The following is a 26,909-nucleotide window of genomic DNA, read 5'->3' on the forward strand; positions in this document are numbered from 1 at the left end:
GTCACTGCAGGCCACTCGCCTGTATCCCCTGTCCAGGAGTGTCCTTCATGTCGTTGCGTTCCCTCGCCCTGTTGTCGCTGTGCGTCGTCCTGACTGCCTGCAGCAAGATCAATCAGGAAAACTATTCCAAGATCAAGGCCGGTATGAACAAGGCCGAGGTCGAGCAGTTGCTCGGCACGCCGACCGAATGTTCCGGCGCGCTGGGCATGAGCAGCTGCACCTGGGGGGACGAGAAGAGCTTCATTAGTGTGCAGTACGCGGCTGACAAGGTGCTGATGTATTCCGGGCAGGGCCTCAAATGAGGCGCCTGTACCTGCTGATGGGGGTATGCCTGGCGTTGCTGCTGGGTGGCTGTGCCGGCTCGGTGCATGACCCGCTGGCGCCGAAAACCGCAGGCAATGTCGACCTCAAGCGCTACCAGGGAAAATGGTACGAGCTGGCACGCCTGCCGATGCAATACCAGGACGGTTGTGAGCAATCCGAGGCGCACTACAACCTCAGGGTCGATGGCAGCCTGGGCGTGCTCAACCGTTGCCGCACCATGGGTGACGAATGGCTGCGTGCAGAAGGGCACGCGAATATTCAGGAGCCGGGCCACACCGACAAGTTGTGGGTCGAGTTCGACAACTGGTTCACCAAGCTGGTGCCAGGCGTGGCCAGGGGCGAGTACTGGATTCTGTACGTGGACGAGCGTTACCGCACCGCGGTGGTTGGCAGCCCCGACCGCAAGCACTTGTGGCTGCTGTCGCGGACACCGACACTGCCGGCCTGGGAGCGCGAGAACCTGATGTCCAGGGCGCGGCAACAGGGGTATGACACCAGCCGCTTGATCTGGCGCGCTTCGGACCAGCAGATCGTCAAGATGCATTGAATTTCCGGGGCTGCGAGGCGGCCCCGATTTACCGCTACCCCAACAGCTGGCGCAATACCCCGGCGAACGCCCGCCCGCTTTCCTCTTCCTGCGCATGGCGCCCCTGGCGCACTACCCACTGCCCGTTCACCATCACATCGCGCACCTGCCGGTCACCGCCAGCAAACAGCCAACGGTTGAGGATGGCGTCACCCTCGGCCACGGCGATGTAGGGGTCCTGCCCATCGAGCACCAGCCAGTCGGCACGCTTGCCCACTGCCAGCTCCCCGACCGCCTGCCCCAACGCCTGTGCGCCACCGGTCAGTGCGGCGTCATACAAGGTGCGCCCGACCATCGGCTGGTCGCCACGATACAGGCGGTTGCGCCGCTGGTCACGCAGCCGCTGGCCATATTCCAGCCAGCGCAGCTCCTCCACCACGCTGAGCGATACATGGCTGTCCGAGCCGATGCCCAGACGGCCGCCCTGGGCCAGGTAGTCCACCGCCGGGAAGATGCCGTCGCCCAGGTTGGCTTCCGTGGTCAGGCACAGACCCGCCACTGCGCCGCTGCGGGCCATGGCGGTGACTTCATCCGGCTCGGCATGGGTGGCATGTACCAGGCACCAGCGCGGGTCGACGTCCACATGCTGGTACAGCCACTGCAACGGGCGCTGGCCGCTCCAGGCCAGGCAGTCATCGACTTCCTTCTGCTGCTCGGCGATGTGGATATGTACCGGGCATTGCTGGTCGCTGGCTGCCAGTACCTCGATAATCTGCCCAGGTGTCACCGCCCGTAGCGAGTGGAAGCACAAACCCAGTTGCTGTGCCGGTTGCGCAGCCAGCAGCGGGGCCAGTTGCGCCTGCAACCGCAGGTACCTTTCGGTGCAGTTGATGAAGCGCCGTTGCCCGTCATTCGGCGCCTGGCCACCAAACCCGGCATGGCTGTACAGCACCGGCAGCAGGGTCAGGCCGATGCCGCTGTCGGCTGCGGCCGCGCTGATGCGGCGGGACAGCTCGGCCGGGTCGGCATAGGCCTGGCCGGCCTGGTCGTGGTGCACGTAATGGAACTCGGCCACCGAGGTGTAGCCAGCCTTGAGCATCTCGATGTACAGCTGGCGGGCGATGACCTGCAGTTGTTCCGGGCTGATCTGGCCGACCAGGCGGTACATCAGGTCGCGCCAGGTCCAGAAGCTGTCGTTGGGGTTGCCAGCCACCTCCGCCAGGCCCGCCATGGCCCGCTGGAAGGCATGCGAGTGCAGGTTGGGCATGCCTGGCAGCACAGGGCCGCCAAGGCGCTCTGCGCCTTCGCCACTGGCATCGGCTGCGATTACCGCCAGAGTGCCGTCTGCGGCTACCTCGAAACGGACATTGTGAGCCCAACCGCTGGGCAGGAGGGCACTTTCGGCGAAATAGGCGGGCATTGCGCTATCCTGTTATTGTTCAACTTGTATATACATATACAGCCGTTTGCCTGCCGGGTAAACTGCGGCAAGCTACCATCAATCTATTCGCACAAGGATCAAAGCCGTGCCGACACCTTCTGTTTCCGCGCTGGTGGCCCAAATGGGCGAGGGCCCGGCGCCACTGTACGCCCGGGTCAAGCAGATGATCGTCCAGCAGATCGAGAATGGCAGCTGGCCGCCGCACCACCGCGTGCCGTCCGAAAGCGAGCTGGTCAGCCAGCTGGGCTTCAGCCGCATGACCATCAACCGCGCATTGCGTGAGCTGACCGCCGAGGGGCTGTTGGTGCGCATGCAGGGGGTCGGCACCTTCGTCGCCGAGCCCAAGACTCGTTCGGCGCTGTTCGAAGTCAACAACATCGCTGACGAAATTGCCGCCCGTGGCCACCAGCATAGTTGCCAGCTGATCACCCTGGCCGAGGAGACCGCCGGCTCCGAGCGCGCCCTGGCCCTCGATATGCGCGAAGGCCAGCGGGTGTTCCATTCGTTGATCGTGCACTACGAAAACGGCGTCCCGGTGCAGATCGAAGACCGTTACGTCAATGCCCAGATCGCCCCGGACTACCTCAAGCAGGATTTCACCCTGCAGACGCCCTATGCCTACTTGTCCCAGGTAGCGCCGCTGACCGAGGGCGAGCACGTCGTCGAAGCCATCCTCGCCGAGCCTGATGAATGCAGGCTGCTGCAGATCGAGCAAGGTGAGCCGTGCCTGTTGATCCGCCGCCGCACCTGGTCCGGCCGCCAGCCTGTCACCGCGGCGCGGTTGATCCACCCCGGTTCCCGTCATCGCCTGGAAGGACGTTTCAGCAAATGAGCCAAATGCACTGGTTGCGTGCCAAAGACTACCCGCGCATGCCGTGGAAGAACGGTGGCGGCTTCACCGAGGAAATCACCCGCGATGCCGGTGACGGGCTCGAGGGCTTCGGCTGGCGCTTGTCGATAGCCGATATCGAGGCTTCTGGTGGGTTCTCTACCTTTGCCGGTTACCAGCGCATCATCACCGTGCTGCAAGGCGATGGCATGCGCCTTACGGTGGATGGCCAGCCCAGCCGGCCGCTGGTGCCCTTCGATGCCTACGCGTTCAGCGGTGAAAGCCAGGTGAGCTGCGCGCTGCTGGGTGGGGCGATTCGCGACTTCAACCTGATCTACGCACCCCTGCGTTACCGTGCGCGACTGCAGTGGTACCACGGCGGCAGCCGGCTGTTCAGTGCCGCTGGCACCGTGCTGGTTTTCAGTGGCCAGGCGCAATTGCAGGTGAGTATCGACGGCCAGCTGCAGCCGGCGCTGGGGCTGTATGACTGTTTGCAACTGAGCGGTAACGACCACCTGCTGGAAGTGGAAGTGCTCGGACGTTGCTGTGTGATCGAGCTGACTACGCTTTCGTAAAACCCGCCGGCCCTTCGCAACCCGGCGAAAGGGCCGCACCACCCCATCAGGGGTTACCCGGTAACGCCCCGAAAAGGTCTGGCCTGTTACCGAATGCCCCAAGTTGGCGCAATGCCCACGGGCCATTATCCCCCTCGCCAATCGCCTCGCCAGGTTTTTTCCATTTCCTGCAGCCCTTGCGCCATGCGGCCTGCAACGCCATGAGCCGGCCCGTGAAGCCGCCCGGCGAAGCAACTTGGCCGTTCAATTGCATATGCTTGTATGTACAAGTAAAGCCAAGTAGGCGAAAGTGGATAGGCCGTCCACTTCGCGCTGTACAGACCGCACCACTGGCCCGCCGATCGCGTCGGGTTTTGGATAGATCGCTCGAGGAGCACTTTTCGTGACTGACAACAAGCTGAACAAATTCCGTGACGTCGAGATCCGCGCCCCGCGTGGCAACAAGCTGACCGCCAAAAGCTGGCTGACCGAAGCGCCGCTGCGCATGTTGATGAACAACCTCGACCCGCAGGTTGCCGAAAACCCGAAAGAACTGGTGGTGTATGGCGGCATTGGCCGCGCCGCACGCAACTGGGCTTGCTACGACAAGATCGTCGAGAGCCTGACCCAGCTGAACGATGATGAAACCTTGCTGGTGCAGTCCGGCAAACCGGTCGGTGTGTTCAAGACCCACGCCAACGCCCCCCGCGTGCTGATCGCCAACTCCAACCTGGTACCGCACTGGGCCAACTGGGAGCATTTCAACGAGCTGGATGCCAAGGGCCTGGCCATGTACGGCCAGATGACCGCCGGCAGCTGGATCTACATCGGCAGCCAGGGCATCGTCCAGGGTACCTACGAAACCTTCGTCGAGGCTGGCCGCCAGCACTACGGGGGCAGCCTCAAAGGCAAGTGGGTGCTGACCGCGGGCCTGGGCGGCATGGGCGGCGCCCAGCCACTGGCAGCGACCCTGGCCGGCGCCTGCTCGCTGAACATCGAGTGCCAGCAGAGCCGAATCGATTTCCGCCTGCAGACCCGCTACGTGGACGAGCAGGCCCACGACCTTGACGACGCCCTGGCGCGCATTGCCAAGTACACCGCCGAAGGCAAGGCGATTTCCATCGCCCTGCACGGCAACGCCGCCGAGATCCTGCCGGAACTGGTCAAGCGCGGCGTACGCCCGGACATGGTCACCGACCAGACCAGCGCCCACGACCCGCTCAACGGCTACCTGCCGGCGGGTTGGACCTGGGAACAGTATCGCGACCGTGCGCAGACCGAGCCGGCCGCCGTGGTCAAGGCCGCCAAGCAGTCGATGGCCGTGCACGTGCAGGCCATGCTCGACTTCCAGAAGCAGGGCGTGCCGACCTTCGACTACGGCAACAACATCCGCCAGATGGCCAAGGAAGAGGGCGTCGCCAATGCCTTCGACTTCCCGGGGTTCGTCCCGGCGTACATCCGCCCGCTGTTCTGCCGCGGTATCGGCCCGTTCCGCTGGGCCGCGCTGTCCGGCGATGCCGAGGACATCTACAAGACCGACGCCAAGGTCAAGGAACTGATCCCGGACGACGCCCACTTGCACCGCTGGCTGGACATGGCCCGCGAGCGCATCAGCTTCCAGGGCCTGCCGGCCCGTATCTGCTGGGTTGGCCTGGGGCTGCGGGCCAAGCTGGGCCTGGCGTTCAACGAGATGGTGCGCAGTGGCGAGCTGTCGGCACCGATCGTGATCGGTCGCGACCACCTCGACTCGGGTTCGGTGTCCAGCCCCAACCGCGAGACCGAGGCCATGCAGGATGGTTCGGATGCCGTATCCGACTGGCCGTTGCTCAACGCGCTGCTGAACACTGCCAGCGGTGCCACCTGGGTTTCGCTGCACCATGGTGGCGGCGTGGGCATGGGCTTCTCCCAGCACTCTGGCATGGTCATCGTATGTGACGGCACCGACGCGGCGGCCGAGCGTATCGCCCGCGTGCTGACCAACGACCCGGCCACCGGGGTGATGCGTCACGCCGACGCGGGTTACCAGATCGCGATCGATTGCGCCAAAGAGCAGGGTCTGAACCTGCCGATGATCACTGGCTGATAGGCCATGGGGTGCTGCGGGCCGAGCCACGCAGCACCTTCATGGAGCCAGCTTTTTTCTTGCAAGGACTGCCGAATTCCACTTTCAAGTTTGGGAGCGTCACGCAATGAAAACCAACAAGACCTTGCTTGCTTCGCTGTTCGCCCTTGGCCTGCTCGGTGCTGCCGCTAGCAGCCAGGCCGCTGGCTGGTGCGAGTCTGGCAAGCCGGTGAAGTTCGCCGGATTGAACTGGGAAAGCGGCATGCTGCTGACCGACGTGATGCAATTCGTGCTGAAGAATGGCTACGGCTGTTCGACCGACAGCCTGCCCGGCAACTCCATCACCATGGAGAACGCCCTGGGCACCAATGACATCCAGGTATTCGCCGAAGAATGGGTTGGCCGCAGCGAGGTCTGGAACAAGGCCGAAGCCGCCGGCAAGGTGGTCGGTGTCGGCGCTCCGGTCGTGGGGGCGGAGGAGGGCTGGTACGTGCCGCGCTACGTGATCGAGGGCGACACCAAGCGCAACCTCGAAGCCAAGGCGCCAGACCTCAAGCGCGTGGCCGACCTGGCCAAGTATTCCAGCGTGTTCAAGGACCAGGAGGAGCCAAGCAAAGGCCGCTTCTACAACTGCCCGGCCGGTTGGACCTGTGAGCTGGACAACACCAGGTTGCTCAAGGAATACGGCCTGGAGAGCAGCTACACCAACTTCCGCCCCGGCACCGGCCCTGCGCTGGATGCCGCCGTGCTGTCGAGCTACAAGCGCGGCGAGCCGATCCTGTTCTACTACTGGACACCCACCCCGCTGATGGGCCAGGTCGACCTGGTCAAGCTGCAGGAAAAGGACGGCGTGGACAAGACCGTGTCGATCAAGGTCGGTCTGTCCAAAACCTTCCACGACGAGGCGCCGGAACTGGTCGAGGTGCTGCAGAAAGTCAACTTGCCAATCGACCTGCTGAACCAGAACCTGGCCCGCATGACCAAGGATCGGATCGAGTCGCCCGCGCTGGCCAAGGCGTTCCTCAAGGAACATCCTGAAGTCTGGCAGGCCTGGGTCAGCGAAGAGGCTGCCAAGAAGATCAACGCGGCGCTTTGAGCGTCCTCAGCTGATGAGTGGAACCTATGTTTCCTGACAACCTGACATTCTCCATCGCCGACTGGGTCAACGGCTGGGTCGACGCCCTGGTGACCAACTATGGAGATGTGTTCCGGCACATCTCCGACACCCTGCTGTGGGCGATCGTCAGCCTTGAAGGCATGCTGCGGGCGACCCCCTGGTGGCTGATGCTTGGCGTGGTGGCTGTCATCGCCTGGCACGCCACCCGGCGTGTCCTGCCGACCCTGGTGATCACCGGCCTGCTGTTCCTGGTGGGTGCCGTCGGCCTGTGGGACAAACTGATGCAGACGCTGGCGCTGATGTTGGTGGCCACGCTGATCTCGGTCCTGGTGGGCATCCCCCTGGGCATCCTGTCGGCGCGCAGCAACCGCCTGCGTGCAGTGCTGATGCCACTGCTGGACATCATGCAGACCATGCCCAGCTTCGTGTACCTGATCCCGGTGCTGATGCTGTTCGGCCTGGGCAAGGTGCCGGCGATCTTCGCCACGGTGATCTACGCTGCGCCACCGCTGATCCGCCTGACCGACCTGGGTATCCGCCAGGTCGACGGCGAAGTGATGGAAGCGATCAACGCCTTCGGCGCCAACCGTTGGCAGCAACTGTTCGGCGTGCAACTGCCGCTGGCGCTGCCGAGCATCATGGCCGGTATCAACCAGACCACCATGATGGCCCTGTCGATGGTGGTGATCGCCTCGATGATCGGTGCCCGTGGCCTGGGCGAGGACGTGCTGGTCGGTATCCAGACCCTCAACGTCGGCCGTGGCCTGGAAGCGGGCCTGGCCATCGTGATTCTCGCGGTGGTGATCGATCGCATTACCCAGGCCTATGGCCGGCCACGCCATGAGGTGAGCAAATGAGCATGCAGCCGATCAGCAAGATCGAAGTGAAAAACGTCTTCAAGATCTTCGGCGACCGTGCCGACGAGGCATTGCAGTTGATCCGCAACAACCACGGCAAGGACCAGGTGCTGGCGCAGACCGGTTGCGTGGTTGGCGTCAACGACCTGTCGTTGTCCATTGGCAGTGGCGAGATCTTCGTGATCATGGGCCTGTCCGGTTCGGGCAAGTCGACCCTGGTACGCCATTTCAACCGCCTGATCGACCCCACCAGCGGGCAGATCCTGGTCGATGGCGAGGACATCCTGCAGTACGACATGGACGCCCTGCGCGAATTTCGTCGGCGCAAGATCAGCATGGTGTTCCAGAGCTTCGGCCTGCTGCCGCACCGCAATGTGCTGGACAACGTCGCCTATGGCCTGAAGGTGCGCGGCGAGAGCAAGCAGCTGTGTGCCGAGCGCGCCCAGCAGTGGATCGAGACCGTCGGCCTGAAGGGCTACGAGAAGAAGTACCCGCACCAGCTGTCCGGCGGCATGCGCCAACGCGTCGGCCTGGCACGGGCGCTGGCGGCGGATACCGACATCATCCTCATGGACGAGGCGTTCAGCGCCCTCGACCCGCTGATCCGCGCAGAAATGCAGGACCAGCTGCTGGAGCTGCAGAAGACCCTGCACAAGACCATCGTGTTCATTACCCATGACCTGGACGAGGCCGTGCGCATCGGCAACCGCATCGCCATCCTCAAGGATGGCCGCCTGATCCAGGTCGGCACGCCGCACCAGATCCTTCACGACCCGGCCGACGAATATGTCGACCGCTTTGTCCAGCGCCGCGCGGTCGCGGTATGAGAGGCAGCATGTCGCAGCTCGATACGGTCACTCTCAGCGGCGCAGCACTGCGCTGGCAGGACATTGCCGCGGTCGCCCGCCAGGGGGCGCGCCTCGAGCTGGCCCCGCAGGTGTGGACGCGCATCGACAATGCCCAGGCCATCGTTCGCCATATCGTCGCCAGCGGTGAACGCGCCTATGGCGTGAACACCGGGCTGGGCGCGCTGTGCAATGTGTCGCTGCAGGGCGAGCAGCTCAGCCAGCTGTCGCGCAACACCTTGCTCAGCCACGCCTGTGGCGTCGGCGCGGCGCTGGCCGATGAACAGACCCGGGCGATCATCTGTGCTGCCATCTGCAACTACAGCCATGGCAAGTCCGGTATCCAGCGCAGTGTGGTCGAGGCATTGCTGGCATTGCTCAACCACGGCATCACGCCGCAGGTGCCGGCACAGGGCTCGGTAGGCTACCTGACCCACATGGCCCATGTCGGCGTGTGCCTGTTGGGCATCGGCAAGGCCAGCTACCGGGGGCAGATTGTCGATGCCGCCCAGGCCCTGGCCGCTGAAGGCCTGGCGCCGGTACAACTGGGTGCCAAGGACGGCCTGTGTCTGGTCAATGGCACGCCGTGCATGACCGGGCTGGCCTGCCTGGCCCTGGACGATGCCAGCCGGCTGGTGCAATGGGCCGACGTGATCGGAGCCATGAGCTTTGAAGCGCTGCGCGGTCAGATCGCCGCCTTCGACCCCGAGATCATTGCCCTCAAGCCACATCCCGGCATGCAGGCGGTGGGCGCGAACCTGCGGGCGTTGCTGGCCGACAGCGAAGTGATCGCCACCAGCCAAGGCATCCGTACCCAGGACGCCCTGAGCATCCGCTCGATCCCCCAGGTGCACGGCGCCGCCCGCGACCAGCTGGCGCATGTGCAGAAGCAGATCGAGGCCGAACTCAACGGCGCCAACGACAATCCGCTGCTGCTGGGCACGCCGGACGACTTCCGGGTGGTTTCCCAGGCCAACCCGCACGGCCAGTCGGTGGCCCTGGCAGCCGACCTGCTGGCGATTGCCATGGCCGAGATCGGTGCGATCGCCGAACGCCGCCTGGACCGCCTGGTCAACCCGCTGGTCAGCGGCCTGCCGGCGTTTCTGGTCAGCAACCCAGGGGTCAACTCAGGGATGATGATCGCCCAGTATGTGGCCGCCTCGCTGTGCGCGCAGAACCGCCAACTGGCGCAACCGGCAGTGCTCGACAACTACGTCACTTCCGGGCTGCAGGAAGACCACCTGAGCCTGGGTACCAATGCCGCGCTGAAACTGCACCAGGTGCTGGAGAACTGTTTCCAGATTTTGGCCATCGAGTACCTGCTGGCCGCCCAGGCATTCGAATTTTTCAACGGCCAGCGCTTCGGCGTTGGTACCCATGCCGCCTGGCGCCTGCTGCGTGAGCAGGTGCCGGCGTACTTGGAAGACCGCTGGCTGGCGCCGGACATCGCCCGCGCCGCCGCACTGCTGAAATCCTCGACCGCGCCGCAGCCTGTGCTGCCGGCCGCGCACTGAACAATAGAAAGGAGACTCTACGTGGAAGCCCTGAACCTCATTCCTGGCCAGCTGACCCTGGCCCAGCTGCGCCGTATCCACCAGGCGCCACTGCACTTGAGCCTGGATGCCAGCGCTGCGCCTGCCATCGACGCCAGTGTTGCCTGCGTCGAGCAGATCATTGCCGAAGACCGTACCGCCTATGGCATCAACACCGGTTTCGGCCTGCTGGCCTCGACCCGCATCGCCAGCCACGACCTGGAAAACCTGCAGCGCTCGCTGGTGCTGTCGCACGCTGCCGGTGTAGGCGCGCCGCTGGACGATGACCTGGTCCGGCTGATCATGGTGCTGAAGATCAACAGCCTCAGCCGTGGCTTCTCCGGCATCCGCCGCAAGGTCATCGATGCGCTGATTGCCCTGGTCAACGCCGAGGTCTACCCGCACATTCCGCTCAAGGGTTCGGTGGGCGCCTCCGGCGACCTCGCCCCGTTGGCGCACATGTCGCTGGTACTGCTCGGCGAAGGCAAGGCCCGCCACAAGGGCCAGTGGCTGCCGGCCAGCGAAGCCCTGGCAGTCGCCGGCCTCGAGCCGCTGACCCTGGCTGCCAAGGAGGGCCTGGCCCTGCTCAACGGTACCCAGGCTTCCACCGCCTATGCTCTGCGTGGCCTGTTCCAGGCCGAAGACCTGTATGCCGCGGCCATCGCCTGCGGCGGCCTGAGTGTCGAAGCGGCCCTGGGCTCGCGCTCGCCGTTCGATGCGCGTATCCACGAAGTGCGTGGCCAGCGTGGCCAGATCGATACCGCTGCCTGCTTCCGTGACCTGCTGGGCGATTCCAGCGAAGTCTCGCTGTCGCACAAGAACTGCGACAAGGTTCAGGACCCGTACTCGCTGCGCTGCCAGCCGCAGGTCATGGGTGCCTGCCTGACCCAGCTGCGCCAGGCCGCCGAAGTGCTGGGCATTGAGGCCAACGCCGTGTCGGACAACCCGCTGGTGTTCGCCGCCGAGGGTGACGTCATCTCCGGCGGTAACTTCCATGCCGAACCGGTGGCCATGGCCGCTGACAACATCGCCTTGGCGATCGCCGAAATCGGTTCGCTCAGCGAGCGTCGCATCTCGCTGATGATGGACAAGCATATGTCCCAACTGCCGCCGTTCCTGGTGGAAAACGGCGGGGTCAACTCCGGCTTCATGATCGCCCAGGTCACCGCTGCCGCCCTGGCCAGCGAGAACAAGGCCCTGTCTCACCCGCACAGTGTCGACAGCCTGCCGACCTCGGCCAACCAGGAAGACCACGTGTCGATGGCCCCGGCTGCCGGCAAGCGCCTATGGGAAATGGCCGAGAACACCCGTGGCGTGCTGGCCATCGAATGGCTGGGCGCTTGCCAGGGCCTGGACCTGCGCAAGGGCCTGAAGACCTCGGCCAAGCTGGAGCAGGCGCGCCAGGCGCTGCGCAGCGAAGTGCCGCACTACGACCGTGACCGTTTCTTCGCGCCCGATATCGAAAAGGCCGTGGAGCTGTTGGCCAAGGGCTGCCTGACCGGCCTGCTGCCGGCGGGTGTGCTGCCAAGCCTGTAATGCCCCAGGGGCTGCAACGCAGCCCCTTCGATCTCACGACCACAAAAACAACTCAAGGACGTGACATGCAACAAGCTCAAGCTCTCAAGCGCGGCCTGTCAGCCCGCCATATCCGTTTCATGGCCCTCGGTTCCGCCATCGGCACCGGCCTGTTCTACGGCTCCGCCTCGGCCATCCAGATGGCTGGCCCAGCCGTGCTGCTGGCCTACCTGATCGGTGGCGCTGCCGTGTTCATGGTCATGCGCGCGCTTGGTGAAATGGCCGTGCACAACCCTGTTGCCGGCTCGTTCGGCCACTACGCCAGCATCTACCTCGGCCCCATGGCCGGCTTCATCCTCGGCTGGACCTACGCCTTCGAGATGGTCATCGTCGCCATTGCCGACGTCACCGCCTTCGGTATCTACATGGGCTTCTGGTTCCCGGAGGTGGCCCGCTGGATCTGGGTGCTGGGCATCGTCTTCCTGATCGGTGGACTCAACTTGTGCAACGTCAGGGTGTTTGGCGAGATGGAGTTCTGGCTGTCGCTGCTCAAGGTCGGCGCCATCGTCGCGATGATCCTGGCCGGCATCGGCATCATGGCCTTCGGCTTCAGCCAGGCAGGCAACGGGCAGGCCGTGGGCATCAGCAACCTGTTCGAGCACGGCGGCTTCATGCCCAATGGCGTGGGTGGCCTGATCGCCTCCTTTGCCGTGGTGATGTTCGCCTTCGGCGGCATCGAGATCATCGGCGTTACCGCCGGCGAGGCCAAAGACCCGCAGCGCGTGATCCCCAAGGCAATCAATGCCGTGCCGCTGCGCATACTGCTGTTCTACGTGCTCACCCTGTTGGTGCTGATGTGCCTGTACCCGTGGCCACAGATCGGTAGCCAGGGCAGCCCGTTCGTGCAGATCTTCAGCAACCTGGGCATTGGTTCTGCCGCTGCCGTGCTGAACATCGTGGTGATTTCCGCCGCGATCTCAGCCATCAACAGCGACATCTTCGGCGCAGGCCGCATGATGTATGGCCTGGCCCAGCAAGGCCACGCCCCGCGCGGCTTCGGCAAGCTGTCGAAACATGGCGTGCCGTGGATGACCGTGGTGGTGATGGGCGCTGCACTGCTGGTCGGCGTGCTGCTCAACTACCTGATCCCGGAAAACGTGTTCCTGCTGATCGCCTCGATCGCGACCTTTGCCACCGTTTGGGTGTGGCTGATGATTCTGCTTACCCAGGTGGCGATGCGCCGCAGCATGAGCCGCGATCAGGTCGCCAAGCTGCAATTCCCGGTACCGTTCTGGCCTTACGGCCCGGCCATGGCCATTGCGTTCATGGTATTCATCTTTGGTGTGCTCGGTTACTTCCCCGATACCCAGGCGGCGTTGCTCGTCGGCGTGCTGTGGGTGGTGTTCCTGGTGGCATCCTACCTGCTGTGGTGCAAGCCGCGCGCAGGGCAGGGCCAGCCGGCAGTGGAGCCGGCCGAGCTGCACCGTTAGCAAAGGAGATTGTGCATGACAACCCTCTGGCAGCACTGCCATGTGGCAACCATGGCCGAGGGCCGCTACTCGGCCATCGAGGACGCGGCCATCGTCACCCGCGACGGGCTGATCGAATGGATCGGCCCACGCGCCGGGCTGGCGCCGGTCGAGGCTGAACGCACGGTGGACCTGGGCGGCGCCTGGGTCACCCCCGGGTTGATCGACTGCCACACCCACGCGGTGTTCGGCGGCAACCGCAGCGGCGAATTCGAGCAGCGCCTGCAGGGCGTGAGCTATGCCGAAATCGCCGCGCAGGGTGGTGGTATCGCCAGCACCGTGCGGGCGACCCGCGCGGCCAGCGAAGACGAGCTGTTCGCCAGTGCCCTTCAACGGGTCCGGGCGCTGATGCGCGATGGCGTGACCACTATCGAGATCAAGTCCGGCTACGGCCTGGACCTGGCCAACGAACGCAAGATGCTGCGCGTGGCCCGGCGCCTGGCCGATGAGCTGCCGCTGGCGGTGCGTAGTACCTGCCTGGCGGCGCACGCCCTGCCGCCAGAGTACGCCGGTCGGGCCGACGACTACATCGCCCACATCTGTGAGGAAATGCTGCCGGCCCTGGCCGCCGAAGGCCTGGTCGATGCGGTGGACGCCTTCTGCGAGCACCTGGCGTTCTCCCCGGCCCAGGTCGAGCGGCTGTTCATCAAGGCGCGCGAGCTGGGCCTGCCGGTCAAGCTGCACGCCGAACAGCTGTCGTCGTTGCATGGTTCCAGCCTGGCAGCGCGCTACCAGGCGCTATCGGCCGACCATCTGGAGTTCATGACCGAGGAAGATGCCATCGCCATGGCCCAGGCCGGCACGGTCGCCGTGTTGCTGCCGGGCGCGTTCTACTTCCTGCGCGAAACCCAGTTGCCGCCAATGGACGCGCTGCGCCGCCACGGGGTGAAGATTGCCCTGGCCAGTGACCTCAACCCCGGCACATCGCCAGGGCTGTCGCTGCGGCTGATGCTGAACATGGGCTGCACTTGCTTCCGCATGACCCCGGAAGAAGCCCTGGCCGGCGTCACCGTGCACGCCGCCACAGCGCTGGGCCTGGGCGACAGCCACGGTTCGCTGGAAGCGGGCAAGGTGGCCGATTTCGTCGCCTGGCAAATCGAACGCCCTGCCGACCTGGCCTACTGGCTGGGCGGCGACTTGCCCAAGCGCGTGGTGCGCATGGGCCAGGAAATTTCAATTGAGTGAGGCACGATGGACAAGGTACTGAGTTTTCATCAAGGTCGCTTGCCGCTGTTGATCAGCATGCCGCATGCCGGGCTCAGGTTGACCCCTGCCGTTGAGCAGGGCTTGGTCGAGTCGGCACGCAGCTTGCCTGACACCGACTGGCACATTCCGCAGCTGTATGATTTTGCGCGCGAGATGGGCGCCAGCGTAGTGGCCGCAGAGTATTCGCGCTTTGTCATCGACCTGAACCGGCCGGACGACGACAAGCCGCTGTATGCCGGTGCCACTACCGGGCTTTACCCGGCCACGTTGTTCGATGGCGAACCACTGTTCAAAGCGGGGTTGACGCCATCGGCGCAGGAGCGGGCGACCTACCTTGAACAGATCTGGCGCCCATACCACGCTACGGTTCGTACCGAGTTGGCGCGCCTGCGCGAGTCGTTCGGCTACGCATTGCTGTGGGACGCGCATTCGATCCGCTCACAGATCCCCCACCTGTTTGACGGTCAGCTTCCAGACTTCAACCTCGGCACGTTCAATGGTGCCAGCTGCGATCCGGCCTTGGCCGAGCGCCTGGTGGCGGTGTGCGCCGAGGCCTCCGGCTATAGCCACGTGCTCAATGGCCGTTTCAAAGGCGGCCATATCACTCGTCATTACGGCCATCCGACCGGCCACGTCCATGCGGTACAGCTGGAGCTGGCGCAGCGTGCCTACATGGAGGAAGTGGAACCGTTTGCTTACCGGGAAGACCTGGCGCGGCCCACACAGCTGGTGCTTGGCAAACTGCTGCAGGCCATGTTGGCTTGGGGGCAGGCGCACTACGGCAAATAGCCAATGGTGCCCCTTTGGGGCACCACCGTGTATCAGTCCTGGCCGAAGAACGGGCGAGTAAGGTCCTGGAGCAGCTCTTTCTCTTCCTGATCCTTGTCGTCCTGTAGCCCCTGTTGCAGAGCCAGCTCTTGCTGCAGTGGCAGGTCGAGTGCGCTCAGTTCCTGGACGCGTTCGCCGAAACGCTCGACAATCCTGGCAAAGCGCTCGGCATGCTCGATGCGAAGGCGTTCGGTCCAATTTTGGTTGGTCATCAGGTACTGCATGAACGCGTCGCTGCTTTCCCGTCCGCGTACCTGCTCCAGGACGCTGTCCAGTTCACCTTTCGCCAACTGGGCCGCACTGCGAAAGCGCATGCGGTCGGCAATCGGCAAGTCCAGTTCGGAGGCCAGGTCACGACGGTACGCCAGGCGTACGGAAACGTGGTCGCCCGGCGCGGTGCGCTGGCTGGCCAGCACCTCCAGCTGCCCCATGCGGTACAGCTGGCGCAGGCGCCGGAACAGCGCTTGCAAGGTATCACCGGCATCGGTCAGCACGCGGTTGTTCATGATGTAGAGTTCGATGTTGTTGAACGCCTGCAGCGCGCCGTCGTGGCAGGTTTGCGCACCGGTCACCGGGTCAGGTAACGCTTCAGCAGCCATCACGCTCATGGTCGGGCGCATCTCGTCGTGGGTTGCGGCAATGACTAGCATCATCCGCACGCGCTCGCAGAATGCGGCTTGTGAAAGTGGATCGACATAGGGCGCGGCGTTGCGCAAACGTCCGGCGAGGCGCAACAGGTTCGCACCGTCATCCAGCCGTTGCAGGGTTTCCCAGCAGTCTCGCAGGGCCTCATTTTGCGCTTCGTTGCCCAGCGCCCACAGTTCAACCCTGGGTGTATCGTCACCGGCAAGCGGAAAGTGGGGGTGATCCAGGAGCGAGCCTTCACTCGATGTGTCGGTGAGCAGCAGGTTGTCGGTGTCCAGGGCAAAAGTAAAGCTGTGCTGGCTTTCCGAATAAGCACGCAAGCGCAGGACGGTATCGAGAGCCAGCGGGTTGTCGAACAGTGCGATCGATGAGATCGGCATCGGGTTTTCCAGATTGTGCAGCACGGAATCAGGCAATTGCGAGATGTTGTTGCTGCTCAGGTCCAGCAATTCCAGTGGCAGCAATCTTTCGCACCAGGCTGGCCAGGTTTGCAGGCCCATGTTGCTCAGGCTCAGCGAGGTCAGGCTGGTTACGAGGGACGTAGGCACGTCGGTAATCACACCCATGCGGTTACCGGACAGGTCCAGCAAGGTGAGATTGCGCAGGCGGCCAAACGCCTCGAGCATGGCTTGGTCGATCTCCAGCCCCATGTTGCGAAACTCCAGGACATTCAAGCGTGGCAGTCGGGCGAGCGCCGAGACCAGCGTCTGTGTGGCGTCCACATGGCCGTCAATGATCAGGCGAGTGATATTGGGGAAGCGGCCTAGCAGCTCATCGAGCTGTTCGGTGGAGCCGCTTGCTCCGCTGAGCGTCAATGCGTTCACGCGCTCGAGGAAGAATGCTGGTAGGCGCCGGGGGAAGTTTGCCAACGATACGTCTGCCAGATGCAGACGCAGATAGCGCAAGCCGCGCTCCTGGTTTTCCCAGAACTGGTTGATGGCATTGGCGATGCGCTGGCGATCTTCGACAATGGCCGGGGTCAGTTGCGTACTTGAACTCGAGGCTTGCGCCCAGCCGTCAATCGCCTCGCGTAACTGTTGCCGCTCATTGCGGATTCGCTCCAGCCTTTCGCTGACTTCAGGCGAGCGGTCGACATTGATGTGCGAATCATGGCGGCTTTCGTTCAACAACAGCCGCTGAAGATGGTCGCCGTTGATATCATTACCCTCCAGCGAGATTACCGTGTGGCTGAGAGCGCTGTCCGGATTGTTGAGCAAGAAGGCAGGCAGGGACCTGAGGTTGTTGTTGCGCAGGGAAACGTGGCCGATCCGCCCCAAGGTTTCGCTTCCGAGGCCGATAGGCCATTGGTTGAGTTGCATGTCATCAAGACCCAGGTTGTCCAATGACAGCGCATCGAGGCTCGGGCGGTCGTTCTGGGCAAACCGGTTGCCACTCAGATCAAGGTAGCGGAGCTCGGGTAGCCCGGCTAGCTCAGTCAGTTGCCTTGCATTGATCGGGATGTTCTGGTTGGTCAAGGTCAGGGCTCGCAGGCCCGGCAGGCACTGAGCGATCGGGCCGATGCTGTAAAGGAACGGAGATGGCGTCGCCCGCTGATTGTAATCGCGGGTGATCTCCAGTTCTTCGAGGTTGTGCAACTGAGCCAGCAGGCGCTGCAATAGACGCTCGTGCTGGGCCCAGCCTGCGCTGCTACCTGAGCGCAGGTCGTCCAGACGTAGCCTGCGTACACGGGCGGTAAAATGCTCGGGCAGGTTCATCGGGATATCCGCCAGGGATACCTGGCTGAAGACGAGCTGCGCGGAATGTTGGGGGCCTTCTTCCAGTGCGCTGTCGTACCAGTGCTGCATGATGGTATCGCGCACGTTCTGGTGCTCCAGCATTGCCTGGTCCGAGCCCGGGGATATACCTTCGTACCAATCATCCAGCCTGCTTTGCAATTCCTGACGCTGTTCCAGCAACTCTTGCAATCGCTCTAGAACCTGCGCCTGGGTTCGGCCACGGCTGGCAACGATCATCAGGATATGTTCAGCCGAACGGCGGGTGTGTGCAGGTAAACCGGTTGCTGCCACCGCATCGAGCAAGGTCTGCCGGCTGAAAGCAGGCGCCGACGGCTGGCCACCGCTCAAGGGGTAGCCGATGCGGCCGTCGGCCAGGCGCATGGGGGAGCGGTAACCAGGCCTGACCGGCCGCATGCCCAGCACCTCGCGCAACGACTCACGAGACAGGGGGCTTTGCTGCAGCAACCGGCGTAGCTCTTCGGCATCCCTGACACCTACCTGTTGCATGGCTTCAGGCAAGGCCTGGAATAGCGCAGTGTAAAGATTGGCCAGGGGCGTCATTGACTCCGCATGGGTGAGGTAGCCTGCATTGATGCAGGAGATGGTACTGCTCGAAAGCGCGTCGGCCGGGCCGATAACCGCGCTCTGAAATGGCCAGAAACGTTGTTGGCGGAGTTCCAGGCGAACACTCGTTGGCCAGCCGGGAAGCTGATGCAAGGAGTGCATGATCAATCGGTCGCTGTCCCAGGTTTGCACGCAGTCCAGGTACAGCCCTTCGTAGGCTCGGGTGAGACGTATTTGCTGCTGATACACGCGGATTTCTTCGGCCATGCGCAGCGGCACCTTGCCCGCATGGAGCATTTGCTGCTCGCTGGTACTGGCGTTGCGCACCAGTTCGTTGGCAATGGCGGTCGGTAGCTTTGGGTAGAACCAGCGGATCGCCTCGGCGCCCGGGGCCTTGGCTAGCGGAAGACGATCATAGCGCCTGTTGAAGGTGGTGGGCCAAAGGCTGTGGTCTGGCAGTTGTCGAGTGACTTTGTCCAGCTTGAAGCGCTGCAACGTGTCCTCCAGCAAAGCCGGCAGCCGCTGGTTTTCGACCAGAACGCGGCGCAGCACGTCTTCGTGGATACCACTGATTTCAATGATCTGTTGCAGTGTCGGTTCGTCGAAATCCGCGCTCAGGTGGCCGATTCGGCGCAGCAAAGTGGTACCTGTCCACGTGGCGGGGCGCTCTGTCACATGCACCCAGGCCCCGGCGCCGTTGTGCCGTACCGGTGGCGAGTATCGGCGCGGACCACCCGGATGTTGCAAGCGGTATTCACCCGTGGTGGCTATCTGTTCGACGATGTAGCGGTCGCCGTGAGTCTCCAGCCAAAGCTTGCCTTGGTGTTGGCGAAGGCCGAGTGAGTTCGCCTCCAGGTTTTCAGGAAGCACCTCGTTACATCGATAGGGAGCAAGGTCCGGTTTCCACAAGCGTACCTGACCGTCAGGCATTTCCACGTCTTCCAATTCCTCGATGAAGGAAGGGGTCTCGACGGGAACAGGTAATACGCCGGGTTCCTCTACCAACGGGGTTTCCACCTCGGCACCTGGCTGACCCTTTGCACCTTTGATTGCCTTGGCCGCCGCACTCAGGGCAGCCATGACCGCCACATTTTCAATGACATCGACCAAGTACCGGTAGGCTGTGTCGCGCTCATCGTTCTCCCACGCTTCGATACCTTCGTACACTTCGTAGGCTAACTGGGCCACGCACAGGGTGAGCATCGCCTCACCTAGCCCCGGTACAAAGAAACCGGCAATGTTCAGGGCCATCAACAAGCGGCCGGCTATCATCTCCCGGTGAGCCAGGGCCGTGCGCCGATCCACGATCTCGGTAGGGGTGGCGTGGAATAGCACATCCTTCTCGTGGCGTTCGGCTTTCTGGAAGGCCATCACACCCTGGAAAGCATAGGTAAACGACCGAGCGACGGGGTACAGGGCCGCATGTGGATCAGCCACGGGTTCGTTCAGGCCGCGGATGCTCCAGTCTAAGGGGGTCAAACGCTCCCTGAGGCGCATGCTTACCGAGGCTTTGTCCCGTTCGCCGATGTGCTGGTCAAGGTAATGGATATTGTCGTTAAGCCTGGCGCTGAACTCGGCCTGCAGCGCATCCCAGGTAGCGAACTCCTTGAGCGGCGAGATATTGTCCCCCGGCGTGTAGAGGCCCACTGGTCCTGGCCCGGACGCATTCAGCTGCATGACGACGATTCCGGTTAGTTCGGTCTCCCAGAGGTTGAGCAAGCCGAACGTGACGGGGGAGTTCGTCGAAGGCGGCTGGTCGGCGGGCATGGACAACGCGGCGCTGTAGAACGCTGGGCTGATGTCACCCTTGAGTCGGGCAAAGTGCAGCGATTGCCTGAAAGCTGAAACTTCTGCATTGCCAAGGGTCTGGTAAACGCGCAGCGCTGCTTGGTCGGCGCTGAGTGCTGACGTGGCAGCCGGATAATAAATGGCATGCACCAATTCATGGTACTTGCCGCCGATATCCAGGGTGCGGCACAAGTCGGCGAATGCTTCGGCGGTGATACTTACCGTATTGGTGATCGGTACTGTGCCCATGAACTGGCGGTGATCGAGGATCACTGACCTGTTCAACAAGGCGCCTGGCGCATCCATGCCACGCTCTGCAGCGGACGCCTGGTCGAAGTTGTGCAGCGCGCATTGCAGCAGGGAACGGGTGGCTCTCTTGACCGCCTGGCGGCCATCGAGTGCGCCTTTGGTGTCGATCATTCGGGCATCGACGAGGTAGGTGTTGCGTACATCCAGGTCGAGCCCGAAGCGCTGCTTGATGGCTTTTGTCAGCATTTCGCTGGCATAGGTTTCCAGGTCTGGTAAGTGCTCGAACAGCTTCTGCACGTTTGCGTGATGTTCGCGGTGTCGGGCATGTTCTTCCTGCCAGGCCTTGGCGACGTCCGGTTGCCGCTGGATGGCTGCCGGCAGCCAGGCGGGGGCCTGCTGCCAGTTACGCATGGCGCGGTGGGTTTCCGGCGGGGCAAGCTTGAGCCAGGCGGGGATCTTGCTTTCGATGGTGGCGTAGTGCACGCCAGGCTGAGAAATCGCTGGGTTTGGCATATCGGCGGTCTCGCTTGATAGGGCAAGGGACTATCACCGGGTGGCCTGGCCCGTGTGGGGTAGATATGTCTGCCGCTGCACAGCGGACGTATCAGCGAGGACGGTGCTGAAAGCGCAATTCAGGTTTATGATGGCCCACGGCCGAATAATCCTCACACGGAGTGCGCAATGCAGACCCTGTACCCGCAGATCAAACCCTACGCCCGGCACGATCTGGCCGTGGAAGCGCCGCATGTGCTGTATGTCGACGAAAGCGGCTCGCCAGAAGGTCTGCCGGTGGTGTTCATCCACGGCGGCCCGGGGGCCGGCTGCGACGCTCAGAGCCGCTGCTACTTCGACCCTACGCTGTACCGCATCATCACCTTTGACCAGCGCGGCTGTGGCCGCTCCACGCCGCACGCGAGCCTGGAGAACAACACTACCTGGCACCTGGTCGAGGACCTGGAGCGTATCCGCGAGCACCTCGGGATAGACAAATGGGTGCTGTTCGGCGGTTCGTGGGGATCTACCCTGGCCCTGGCCTACGCCCAGACGCACCCCGAGCGGGTGCACGGCCTGATCCTGCGCGGTATCTTCCTGTGCCGGCCGCAGGAAATTCACTGGTTCTACCAGGAGGGCGCCAGCCGGCTGTTCCCCGACTACTGGCAGGACTATATCGCGCCAATCCCGCCGGAAGAGCGCGGCGACCTGGTTGCGGCCTTCCACAAGCGCCTGACCGGCAACGACCAGATCGCCCAGATGCACGCCGCCAAGGCCTGGTCCACCTGGGAAGGCCGCACTGCCACCCTGCGCCCCAATCCGCTCGTGGTCGACCGGTTCTCCGAGCCGCAACGCGCCTTGTCGATCGCCCGCATCGAATGCCACTACTTCATGAACAACGCGTTCCTCGAGCCGGACCAGCTGATCCGCGACCTGCCGAAGATCGCCCACCTGCCGGCGGTGATCGTGCACGGTCGCTACGACGTTATCTGCCCGCTGGACAACGCCTGGGCGCTGCACCAGGCCTGGCCGAACAGTGAGCTGAAGGTGATCCGCGATGCCGGACACGCGGCTTCCGAGCCCGGCATCACCGATGCCTTGGTGCGCGCCGCCGATCAGATGGCCCGGCGCTTGCTCGACCTGCCCCTGGAAGAAGCATGAGGGGGCTGCTGCAGCGCGTGCGTGGCGCACGGGTCGAGGTGGCCGGGGAAATCGTCGGAGCCATCGACCAGGGGTTGCTGGTGCTGGTGGCGGTCGAACCCGGGGATACGCCGGAGCATGCCGACAAGCTCTTGCACAAGCTGTTGAACTACCGGGTATTCAGCGATGAGCAGGGCAAGATGAACCTGTCGCTGAAAGATGTTGGCGGCGGGCTGTTGCTGGTTTCCCAGTTCACCCTGGCGGCGGATACCCGCAATGGTATGCGCCCAAGCTTTTCAACGGCGGCGCCTCCGGCCCTTGGCGCCGAGTTGTTCGACTATCTTTTGCAGCAGGCCAAGGCCCGGCATGGCGATGTGGCGAGCGGGCAATTCGGCGCAGACATGCAGGTACATCTGGTCAATGATGGCCCCGTAACATTTATGTTACAAATATGAGGTCGAAAAACCCCCTGTTCACAGGAAAACAAGGGGTTTTGTACGATAAATAGTTGTTCCAGCCTGATGCGTTGTAACGCGACCTGCTGGATAATCGCGCGCTGCATGGACCTGCGTTCGCAGGTTCGTTTCACTCTGACTCGAGCATTGTCTGGATCCGTTTGGGGAATCATTACGCCCTCACGGGGTCCGAACAGTGCTCGCCAACCCGGCATTTGTCGCTGGCCGTTGGTTTCATGATCTGTTTTCGGCGAGGGTTGCTCGTGATTGTTAGTCCCCAAAAAGCATCAAGAATCCCCGGTGTTCGGTTACGCAAGGCCTTGATGGCCGGCGTGGCAGTGGTCGGCCTGATGAGCGCGGGCCAGCTGTGGGCATTCAATCTTGACGATGTTGCAGCCAAGGCAAAGGATCTGGCCGGCCAGAAGTATGAAGCACCGAAAAGCAACCTGCCGGCGGTGTTCCGCGACATGAAGTTCGCGGACTACCAGAAGATCCACTTCCTGCAGGAAAAGGCCGAATGGGCCAAGGACAAGACTCCGTTCAAACTGTCGTTCTATCACCAGGGCATGCATTTCGACACGCCGGTGAAGATCAACCAGGTCACCGCCACCAAGGTCGAGGAAATCAAGTACGACCCGAGCCGCTTCGAGTTCGGTGACGTGCCGCACGACCCGGAAACCACCAAGAACCTGGGTTACGCCGGTTTCCGCGTGCTGTACCCGATCAACAAGGCTGACAAGCAGGACGAGATCATGACCCTGCTTGGCGCCAGCTATTTCCGTGTGGTCGGCAAGGGCCACGTGTACGGCCTCTCGGCCCGTGGCCTGGCCATCGACACGGCGCTGCCGTCGGGCGAGGAGTTCCCGCGCTTCACCGAGTTCTGGGTCGAGAAGCCCAAGCCGGCCGACAAGCACCTGGTGATCTACGCACTGCTGGACTCGCCACGTTCCACTGGCGCCTACAAGCTGACCCTGCGTCCGGGCAACGACACCGTAGTCGACGTACAGTCCCGCGTGTTCCTGCGTGACCACGTCAGCCGCCTGGGCATCGCCCCGTTGACCAGCATGTACCTGTTCGGCCCTAACCAGCCGTCCAAGATCCTCAACTATCGCCCGGCCCTGCATGACTCCGAAGGCCTGTCGATCCATGCGGGTAACGGCGAGTGGCTGTGGCGCCCGCTGAACAACCCGAAACACCTGGCCGTGAGCAACTTCAGCGTCGAGAACCCGCGCGGGTTCGGCCTGATGCAGCGCCAGCGCGCTTTCAGTGACTACGAAGACCTCGACGACAACTACCAGAAGCGCCCGAGCGCCTGGATCGAGCCGAAGGGTGACTGGGGCAAGGGTACTGTCGACCTGGTCGAAATCCCAACCGCCGACGAAACCAACGACAACATCGTGGCGTTCTGGAGCCCGGAGAAGCTGCCTGAGCCAGGCAAGCCGATCGAGTACGCCTACCGCCTGCACTGGACCATCGACGAGCCGAAGTTCCAGGCGCCTGAGCTGGGCTGGGTCAAGCAGACCCTGCGCTCGACCGGTGACGTCAAGCAATCCAACCTGATCCGCCAGCCTGACGGCAGCGTGGCCTTCCTGGTCGACTTCGCCGGCCCGACGCTGGCGGCCTTGCCGGAAGACACCGCGGTGCGCAGCCAGATCAGCGTCGGCGACAACGCCGAGGTGGTCGAGAACAACTTGCGCTATAACCCAGAGACCAAGGGCTGGCGCCTGACCCTGCGGCTGAAGGTCAAGGAAGCCAACAAATCGACCGAAATGCGTGCCGCGCTGGTGCGTGACGTGCCGGTCGAAACCGCCAAGCCTGCCGCGGATGCCAAGCAGGACAAGGCTGCAACCAAGCATGCCAAGGCCGATAAAGCCGCCAAGGCCGAACAACCTGCCGCCGATGCGGCACCCACCAACGGGACCCCGGCCACCACCGAGAAGGTGCTGACCGAGACCTGGAGCTATCAGTTGCCTGCCGATGAGTAACTCAAGCGCAAGGCCGGAATCGCTGCGCGAATACCTGGCCCACCTACCACTGAGCGATGAGCAACGGGCGGAACTCGCCAGCTGCACGTCCTTCAGTGAGCTGCACCAACGCCTGGCGGCCAACCCGGCCGCCAGCTCTGCCGAGGCCGTGCAGGCCTCGGTGGGCCCGCGCCTGACCGTAGGCAGCGCCGCCGAGCTGGAAGACGCCGAAATGCTCGGCGTCGACGGCAGCGGCCGGCTGTGCCTGAAGATCGCCCCGCCGATCAAGCGCACCAAGGTCGTGCCCGAGCCATGGCGCACCAACATCCTGATCCGCATGTGGCGACGCATGACCGGCCGTGCCAACGCGCCACAGCCGCCCAAGCGCGAGCTGCCGCCGGCACGCTGGCGCACGGTCGGCTCGATCCGCCGTTACATCCTGCTGGCGCTGATGATCGGCCAGACCATCGTCGCCGGCTGGTACATGAAGGGCATCTTGCCGTACCAGGGCTGGTCGTTCGTGGACTTCGACGAAGTTGTCAACCAGCCGCTGTGGGACACCGTGGTACAGGTGTGGCCGTACGCCTTGCAGACCTCCATCCTGGTACTTTTCGGCATCCTGTTCTGCTGGGTGTCGGCAGGTTTCTGGACCGCACTGATGGGCTTCCTCGAGTTGCTCACCGGGCGCGACAAATACAAGATCTCGGGGAGCAGCGCCGGTAATGAGCCGATCGCGCCCGAGGCGCGTACCGCGCTGGTGATGCCGATCTGCAACGAAGACGTCCCGCGGGTGTTCGCCGGCCTGCGCGCAACGTTCGAGTCGGTAGCCGCCAGCGGCAACCTCGACCGCTTCGATTTCTTCGTGCTCAGCGACACCAACGACACCGACATCGCCGTGGCCGAGCAACAGGCCTGGCTGGACGTGTGCCGCGAAACCAAAGGCTTCGGCCGCATCTTCTACCGTCGCCGCCGGCGCCGGGTGAAGCGCAAGAGCGGCAACCTCGACGACTTCTGCCGTCGTTGGGGTGGCGAGTACAAGTACATGGTCGTGCTCGACGCCGACAGCGTCATGAGCGGCGAGTGCCTGAGCAGCCTGGTGCGCCTGATGGAGGCCAACCCGGACGCCGGTATCATCCAGACCGGGCCGAAGGCCTCGGGCATGGACACCCTGTATGCGCGCCTGCAGCAGTTCGCCACCCGCGTGTACGGCCCGCTGTTCACCGCTGGCCTGCACTTCTGGCAGCTGGGCGAGTCGCACTACTGGGGCCATAACGCGATCATCCGCATGAAGCCGTTCATCGAGCACTGCGCCCTGGCGCCGTTGCCAGGCAAGGGCGCGTTCGCCGGGGCGATCCTGTCCCACGACTTCGTCGAGGCCGCACTGATGCGCCGCGCCGGCTGGGGCGTGTGGATCGCCTACGACCTGCCGGGCAGCTATGAGGAGTTGCCGCCCAACCTGCTCGACGAGCTCAAGCGCGACCGCCGCTGGTGCCATGGCAACCTGATGAACTTCCGCCTGTTCCTGGTCAAGGGCATGCACCCGGTGCACCGCGCGGTGTTCCTGACCGGGGTGATGTCGTACCTGTCGGCGCCGTTGTGGTTCCTGTTCCTGGTGCTGTCGACCGCGCTGCTGGCGACCAACACGTTGATGGAGCCGCAGTACTTCATCGAGCCGTACCAGCTCTACCCGCTGTGGCCGCAGTGGCACCCGGAGAAGGCCGTGGCGCTGTTCTCCACCACCATCGTACTGTTGTTCCTGCCCAAGCTGCTCAGCGTCATCCTGATCTGGGCCAAGGGCGCGACCGAGTTCGGTGGGCGGATCAAGGTCACCCTGTCGATGCTGATGGAGATGTTGTTCTCCATGTTGCTGGCGCCAGTGCGCATGATCTTCCACACCCGCTTCGTGCTGGCCGCGTTCCTCGGCTGGGCAGCGACCTGGAACTCGCCGCAGCGTGACGACGACTCCACGCCCTGGAGCGAAGCCGTACGCCGGCATGGTCCGCAGACCCTGCTGGGTATCGCCTGGGCGGCGCTGGTGGCCTGGTTGAACCCGAGCTTCCTGTGGTGGCTGGCGCCGATCGTCGGTTCGCTGGTGCTGTCGATCCCGGTTTCGGTGATTTCCAGCCGCACCCGCCTGGGCCTGGCGGCCAAGGACGAGAAGCTGTTCCTCATCCCTGAGGAATACGCCACTCCGCAGGAGCTGCTGGCCACCGACCAGTACACCCACGAAAACCGCTGGCATGCCCTGCATGATGGCTTCGTGCGCGCTGTGGTCGACCCGCGGCAGAACGCCCTGGCCTGCGCCATGGCCACGGCCCGTCACGGCCAGGCGGCACCGATCGAGGCGCTGCGTGCCGAGCGTGTGGCCAAGGCGATGGAGGTCGGGCCGAAGGGGCTGGACCTCAACACCCGCCTGGCCCTGCTCAGCGACCCGGTGGCGCTGAGCCGCCTGCACGAACAGGTGTGGGCGGAGCACAATGCGGCGTGGATCGATGTGTGGCGTGCGTCGATAAAGAACGACCCGCATTCGCCGCTGTTGCCGCTGCATCCGGAGAACGAAGGCCAGCCGGCACTCGTCGGCGCCTGATCGGCCTCTTCGCGGGCACGCCCGCTCCCACAGGTACTGCACAGCCTTTGAGGCATGCGCTGTACCTGTAGGAGCGGGCGTGCCCGCGAAGCTTTTAGGCCCTTGCCTCGATTTTGGCCAACAA

General features: G+C 63.6%; 20 protein-coding genes. 18 read left to right on the forward strand and 2 right to left on the reverse strand.

Features of this window, described 5'->3' with window-relative positions:
- Positions 1-47 precede the first annotated feature (47 nt).
- Together bamE and QSV36_RS17975 are read left to right on the forward strand one after the other, a co-directional pair.
- Positions 48-302, forward strand: a complete 255-nt coding sequence (gene bamE / locus QSV36_RS17970; protein ID WP_003249234.1) for an outer membrane protein assembly factor BamE domain-containing protein — start codon at positions 48-50, stop codon at positions 300-302.
- Positions 299-871 carry a lipocalin family protein gene (locus QSV36_RS17975; RefSeq protein ID WP_225779559.1) on the forward strand — a complete coding sequence of 191 codons (573 nt, stop codon included), beginning with the start codon at positions 299-301 and terminating at the stop codon, positions 869-871. The genes bamE and QSV36_RS17975 overlap by 4 nt, the downstream gene beginning before the upstream one ends.
- A gap of 34 nt (positions 872-905) precedes the next feature.
- Here QSV36_RS17975 and QSV36_RS17980 read toward each other — a convergent pair whose 3' ends face one another.
- Positions 906-2,270 carry a formimidoylglutamate deiminase gene (locus QSV36_RS17980; RefSeq protein WP_289133591.1) on the reverse strand — a complete coding sequence of 455 codons (1,365 nt, stop codon included), beginning with the start codon at positions 2,268-2,270 and terminating at the stop codon, positions 906-908.
- A gap of 142 nt (positions 2,271-2,412) precedes the next feature.
- Between QSV36_RS17980 and hutC the strand changes: the two genes are divergently transcribed.
- The 11 genes from hutC to hutG all read left to right on the forward strand — a co-directional run bounded on the left by hutC (position 2,413) and on the right by hutG (position 15,126).
- Positions 2,413-3,123 (forward strand): histidine utilization transcriptional repressor HutC, encoded by a 711-nt coding sequence (gene hutC, locus QSV36_RS17985; protein ID WP_225780760.1) that lies wholly within the window; start codon positions 2,413-2,415, stop codon positions 3,121-3,123.
- Complete coding sequence (locus QSV36_RS17990) at positions 3,120-3,695, forward strand: HutD/Ves family protein (RefSeq protein ID WP_289133592.1); 576 nt, start codon at positions 3,120-3,122, stop codon at positions 3,693-3,695. The genes hutC and QSV36_RS17990 overlap by 4 nt, the downstream gene beginning before the upstream one ends.
- A 382-nt stretch (positions 3,696-4,077) precedes the next feature.
- Positions 4,078-5,757, forward strand: a complete 1,680-nt coding sequence (gene hutU, locus QSV36_RS17995) for a urocanate hydratase (protein WP_289133593.1) — start codon at positions 4,078-4,080, stop codon at positions 5,755-5,757.
- 106 nt (positions 5,758-5,863) lie between these two features.
- Positions 5,864-6,832 (forward strand): ABC transporter substrate-binding protein, encoded by a 969-nt coding sequence (locus QSV36_RS18000; RefSeq protein WP_289133594.1) that lies wholly within the window; start codon positions 5,864-5,866, stop codon positions 6,830-6,832.
- Between the two features lie 26 nt (positions 6,833-6,858).
- Positions 6,859-7,710, forward strand: coding sequence for an ABC transporter permease (locus tag QSV36_RS18005; protein ID WP_289133595.1), 852 nt, complete (start codon positions 6,859-6,861; stop codon positions 7,708-7,710).
- Complete coding sequence (locus tag QSV36_RS18010; RefSeq protein WP_170033254.1) at positions 7,707-8,537, forward strand: quaternary amine ABC transporter ATP-binding protein; 831 nt, start codon at positions 7,707-7,709, stop codon at positions 8,535-8,537. Before QSV36_RS18005 ends, QSV36_RS18010 begins: the two co-directional genes overlap by 4 nt.
- Positions 8,538-8,545: 8 nt before the next feature.
- Entirely contained in the window at positions 8,546-10,069 is a 1,524-nt protein-coding gene (locus QSV36_RS18015; protein ID WP_289133596.1) for an HAL/PAL/TAL family ammonia-lyase, read from the forward strand.
- A 21-nt stretch (positions 10,070-10,090) separates the two neighbouring features.
- On the forward strand, positions 10,091-11,623 hold the full coding sequence (hutH, locus tag QSV36_RS18020; RefSeq protein ID WP_289133597.1) for a histidine ammonia-lyase: 1,533 nt from the start codon (positions 10,091-10,093) through the stop codon (positions 11,621-11,623).
- Positions 11,624-11,688: 65 nt separating this feature from the next.
- Entirely contained in the window at positions 11,689-13,092 is a 1,404-nt protein-coding gene (locus QSV36_RS18025) for an L-histidine transporter HutT (RefSeq protein WP_289133598.1), read from the forward strand.
- A 15-nt stretch (positions 13,093-13,107) separates the two neighbouring features.
- Positions 13,108-14,316 carry an imidazolonepropionase gene (gene hutI / locus QSV36_RS18030; protein ID WP_289133599.1) on the forward strand — a complete coding sequence of 403 codons (1,209 nt, stop codon included), beginning with the start codon at positions 13,108-13,110 and terminating at the stop codon, positions 14,314-14,316.
- 6 nt (positions 14,317-14,322) lie between these two features.
- Positions 14,323-15,126: an N-formylglutamate deformylase gene (gene hutG, locus QSV36_RS18035; RefSeq protein WP_289133600.1), complete on the forward strand. Its 804-nt coding sequence runs from the start codon at positions 14,323-14,325 to the stop codon at positions 15,124-15,126.
- A gap of 32 nt (positions 15,127-15,158) precedes the next feature.
- Here the strand turns inward: hutG and QSV36_RS18040 are convergent, their stop codons facing one another.
- Positions 15,159-20,528 carry a dermonecrotic toxin domain-containing protein gene (locus QSV36_RS18040; protein ID WP_353853258.1) on the reverse strand — a complete coding sequence of 1,790 codons (5,370 nt, stop codon included), beginning with the start codon at positions 20,526-20,528 and terminating at the stop codon, positions 15,159-15,161.
- Between QSV36_RS18040 and QSV36_RS18050 the strand changes: the two genes are divergently transcribed.
- The 5 genes from QSV36_RS18050 (at position 20,424) to mdoH (ending at position 26,785) form a co-directional block, all read left to right on the forward strand.
- Positions 20,424-20,678: a hypothetical protein gene (locus QSV36_RS18050; RefSeq protein ID WP_289133603.1), complete on the forward strand. Its 255-nt coding sequence runs from the start codon at positions 20,424-20,426 to the stop codon at positions 20,676-20,678. The genes QSV36_RS18040 and QSV36_RS18050 overlap by 105 nt on opposite strands.
- A gap of 150 nt (positions 20,679-20,828) precedes the next feature.
- Positions 20,829-21,800 (forward strand): prolyl aminopeptidase, encoded by a 972-nt coding sequence (gene pip, locus QSV36_RS18055; RefSeq protein WP_186672301.1) that lies wholly within the window; start codon positions 20,829-20,831, stop codon positions 21,798-21,800.
- Complete coding sequence (dtd, locus tag QSV36_RS18060) at positions 21,797-22,234, forward strand: D-aminoacyl-tRNA deacylase (RefSeq protein WP_289133604.1); 438 nt, start codon at positions 21,797-21,799, stop codon at positions 22,232-22,234. The genes pip and dtd overlap by 4 nt, the downstream gene beginning before the upstream one ends.
- Positions 22,235-22,497: 263 nt before the next feature.
- A complete protein-coding gene (locus QSV36_RS18065; RefSeq protein ID WP_289133605.1) occupies positions 22,498-24,219 on the forward strand; it encodes a glucan biosynthesis protein G in 1,722 nt (573 codons plus the stop codon).
- On the forward strand, positions 24,212-26,785 hold the full coding sequence (gene mdoH / locus QSV36_RS18070) for a glucans biosynthesis glucosyltransferase MdoH (protein WP_289133606.1): 2,574 nt from the start codon (positions 24,212-24,214) through the stop codon (positions 26,783-26,785). The genes QSV36_RS18065 and mdoH overlap by 8 nt, the downstream gene beginning before the upstream one ends.
- The last annotated feature ends 124 nt before the right edge of the window (positions 26,786-26,909 follow it).

The organism is Pseudomonas sp. BCRC 81390 (genome assembly GCF_030341915.1).
Lineage (GTDB): Bacteria > Pseudomonadota > Gammaproteobacteria > Pseudomonadales > Pseudomonadaceae > Aquipseudomonas.